Origin of the sequence: Massilia rubra (genome assembly GCF_011682065.1) — a bacterium.
Taxonomy (GTDB): domain Bacteria; phylum Pseudomonadota; class Gammaproteobacteria; order Burkholderiales; family Burkholderiaceae_D; genus Telluria_A; species Telluria_A rubra.
Genome location: NZ_VUYU01000062.1, coordinates 1 through 3,285 on the forward strand (window position 1 = coordinate 1; position 3,285 = coordinate 3,285).

Consider the following 3,285-nt stretch of genomic DNA (forward strand, 5'->3'; position numbering starts at 1 on the left):
ATTTTACGCCGATGATAGTGCTGCAACCAGTGTGAAAGTAGGTCATCGTCAGGCTAGTTATAAGAAGAAAACCCCGGTAAGCCTAAGCGCGCTCAAGATCGCGCTTAGTGCAAACCGGGGTTTTTTTCGTCCGCGTTTTTGTCATATCAATCCGCCTTGATGCTCACTTGACTGAAAAGAGCCGCCTGGTAAGCGAAGTACCGCAAGATCCAGGCTGCTGCGGCCCGCGGCCAGGAAGCGTCTTAACAGCAGCACGCGCCAGGGGGCGTCAAGGTGCACGCCCGACGCGCGCGCATCTTTCAGGGCCTGGCAGCACCTTCGACAGATGCGTCGCCCCCGGGCACGGCTTGAATCCAATTAGTGAACCGTGCAGCCCCGCTCTCGCCTCAGAGCGGCTCGAGATGCGTGCCGCGCATGCCGACGAGTAGTGCTTTTCCATTCGCATCGACGCGGAATTCGCCGTACTTCGCCGCTTCCCACCGTTTCGCCTCCCCTTCCTGGAAGTACCACGCATCGGTCACCACCGTATAACCGCCGTGGCGCGGGGTCAGTTCGATGATGATCTCGCCTGGCGCAAGCGGCTTGCCATTGTATAGGCGTGTCAGCTCCGCAACTCCCTTCTCGTTGACCTTGCCGGCGACCATCAATCGCTCGCATCCCGTTTTCATCGCATTTGTCTCTACTATCTCTGGCGGTAACTTGAAATTCAAGCGCATGTAATCGCCCTGCATGATCGAGCGCGGATCGACAGGCGCCAGTTCAACCAGGATAGGACGACCGTGAGAAATCAGCGATTCCTTTTGCCAGATGCCGATATTGGCGATGGCAAGTACCCCGAGCGCCGTCACTGCAATGCCGATCCGGCGCGCTGCCGAATCCGGCGGCGCAAGGGCTGCGCCGCCGCTGGCAATTACCGGTTCGCGATCGCGAATGGCAAGCCAGGCAATCAGGGCAAACAGCGCACCGGCGCCGACCAGGAATAGCGCCTTGGTCGCCAGCGGATACGCCAGCTGATAATACAGCGCGCCGGTAACCCATGCGGCCGCCGCTGCCGCTGTCGCCGCAATGCGCCAGCGACCGGCGCTTGCGCACAAGGCGAAAATCAGCAAAATTGCGCCGAGTGACGGCATCAGTATCGCCAGCCCCGTAAACACTGCAATCGTGAGTCCATACCAGGGTTTGCGTAACGCCGGCCAACACCTGGCCAGCCAGGCCGCCCCGGCCAGGGTCATTACCGCCGATGTACACTGTGCGAAAAACGCCAACCGTTGCGATAGCGGCGCCGTCGTGCCGACCGGGGCGCCATCGATCGCGGCGCCAACCATGAATGTCATTCCCGTCCAGAGTGCAAGGCCTGCGATGATAGTAAGTACCCACCCGGTGGCCACCCGGTCGATGAATGCATTGCGCAGATAGTGTCGCTGCACGAAGTGGGTAACGAGCCAGATCACCATCGCACCATGCACCACAATCCAGAAGTGATCGCGGTCGCGAATGTCGTTGGTGTAGAGCGCAATCATCGCCCCGATAATGAAGGCGCAGGTTAGCGCGCCCAGCAGGACACGCAACCAGTTGCGTGGAATCAGGACGGCCAGGACCATTGACAGCAAGGCGACGCTGAGCGAGGCGTTGTGCGCCGACAGGTCGAAGTAGAACGCCACGCTCATCGTCGCTGCGCCGGTCAGTAATGCCGGTATTGACAGCTGTTCGACGAACAGGGGCAAAGAGGCGCGACGCAGAACGTAAATCGCGCCGCCGCATAGCGCGAGCGAGATAGGATACAAAGCGCTTCTGCTCCGGCTGACAAAGTCGTCACAAATCAGAAAAATGATGCCCATTAATGGAAGGGCCGCCAACCAGGCCCCGAGCGCGGTCAACAACACAACTGGCCAAGGACGATGTGCTTCGTGCCGGATAACTGCGGCGGAGGGCGGCAAAACGCCGGCGGCAATCGCATCGGCGATAATCTGGTCGAGTGGGCGCTTCATTTCGCACCGCCACTGAGCGCCGCACGCTCCGACAGTTTGAGGATGGCGCTCACGGTCGCGGCCAGCAAGCCGGCGGCTGCGAGGCCAAGGAACAGCAGCATTGGAATGGACCAGCGCGCGCTATCGAGGTTGACCATGTGCGCCAGTAATCCAATCAGGAGGATATTCAATGCCAGCCCGATGCCGCTCAGGGAAAATACATCGAATAGGCGAGGCGATATGAACGCCGCGGCGGAGATCGTCAACATGAACAGGGCCAGCCAAAATTGTCCTGATATTTCCGTATTCATCAGGCCGGCAATCCCAAGCAGTGCGACGCTGATTACCGCGAGCGTGACGGCCACGCGCATGGACAAGCGTCTGGCGCCAGTCCACTGCGCAAACAGAGGGCTGAGCAGCGCAGCGATCGTCAACCCGCCAATGCAAGCTGTCACCTGAAAGTGCATTTCGCGCCGGTCCAAACGCCAGCTATGTCCCGTGTTCGCATGTAGCCAGAGCGAAATTCCGGTCATGGCAATCAAGGCCCACGGCGTCCACAGCGCGTCGTGTCGCACAGAAAGGCATAAAGGCAGGCCCAGCAGCGCCCATAGGGCAAACAGTTGCCAGGGATCGGCGCCTGTCTGGTAGGTCTGGCCGAAGTAGGCGAACACGGCACCGATAGCGAGCAGCGCGAGCAGGGCCAGCGGAATCCGTGCAGCTGGTCGGGCATATGCGCCGATGCACGTGACCACCACCACGCCCTGCAACAGGACGAAGCGGGTCGCGCGCGCAAGTGAATCCCAGTTCGCGGCAATCCAGAAAATAATTCCGAGGCCGATCAACGACGCCGCAATGAGGGCCAGGCTGATGCGAAAATGCCGGGCCAGGTTGGCTGGCTCCTCGTCGAGGCCGGACAGTTGGCGGAGCTGTCGATGCTGCTCGTCGTTCAGTGCATGGGCTGCGGAAATCTGTAAAAGCGACAGGCCAATATCCATAATATTCCTTCAATGTTGGAGTTGTGGCAGAGTCTACTCGGCTTTTGTATAGAAAATACTTGCCAACAAATAAGAAGCTTTGCTATAGTTCGCCTCCCCGCAGAAAGGGTTAACGAAATCAAGTAGTTAGCACTCTGTCAGGGCCGTCTCCAAGGAGACGCGGAAGTAAAAAAGAGGTTGGCGAAAAACGCGAAATGCTGCATAATCTCACCTCTCTGCTGCAACGAACACAACGCTTCGTACCATGCGGCAAGATAGAAATACCGAATACGTTCTTTAACAATTAACAGTCGATAAGTGTGGGCGTTTGATGAAGGTGCCAA

At 58.7% G+C, this 3,285-nt stretch carries 3 protein-coding genes; all 3 read right to left on the minus strand.

Going from position 1 to position 3,285, the window contains the following annotated elements:
- Window positions 1-386: 386 nt before the first annotated feature.
- Window positions 387-1,988, minus strand: a complete 1,602-nt coding sequence (locus tag F0185_RS33920) for a GDYXXLXY domain-containing protein (RefSeq protein WP_167233080.1) — start codon at window positions 1,986-1,988, stop codon at window positions 387-389.
- Window positions 1,985-2,962 carry a DUF2157 domain-containing protein gene (locus F0185_RS33925; protein WP_167233082.1) on the minus strand — a complete coding sequence of 326 codons (978 nt, stop codon included), beginning with the start codon at window positions 2,960-2,962 and terminating at the stop codon, window positions 1,985-1,987. The genes F0185_RS33920 and F0185_RS33925 overlap by 4 nt, the downstream gene beginning before the upstream one ends.
- Before the next feature lie 137 nt (window positions 2,963-3,099).
- Window positions 3,100-3,285, minus strand: a 186-nt coding sequence (locus tag F0185_RS34555; protein ID WP_223164631.1) for a hypothetical protein, incomplete at its 5' end; no start/stop codon positions are given.

Bases quoted from the DNA above. Each gene is read 5' to 3' on its own strand.
- F0185_RS33920 (WP_167233080.1), bottom strand. From the start codon at position 1,988: ATGAAGCGCCCACTCGACCAGATTATCGCCGATGCGATTGCCGCCGGC.
- F0185_RS33925 (WP_167233082.1), bottom strand. From the start codon at position 2,962: ATGGATATTGGCCTGTCGCTTTTACAGATTTCCGCAGCCCATGCACTG.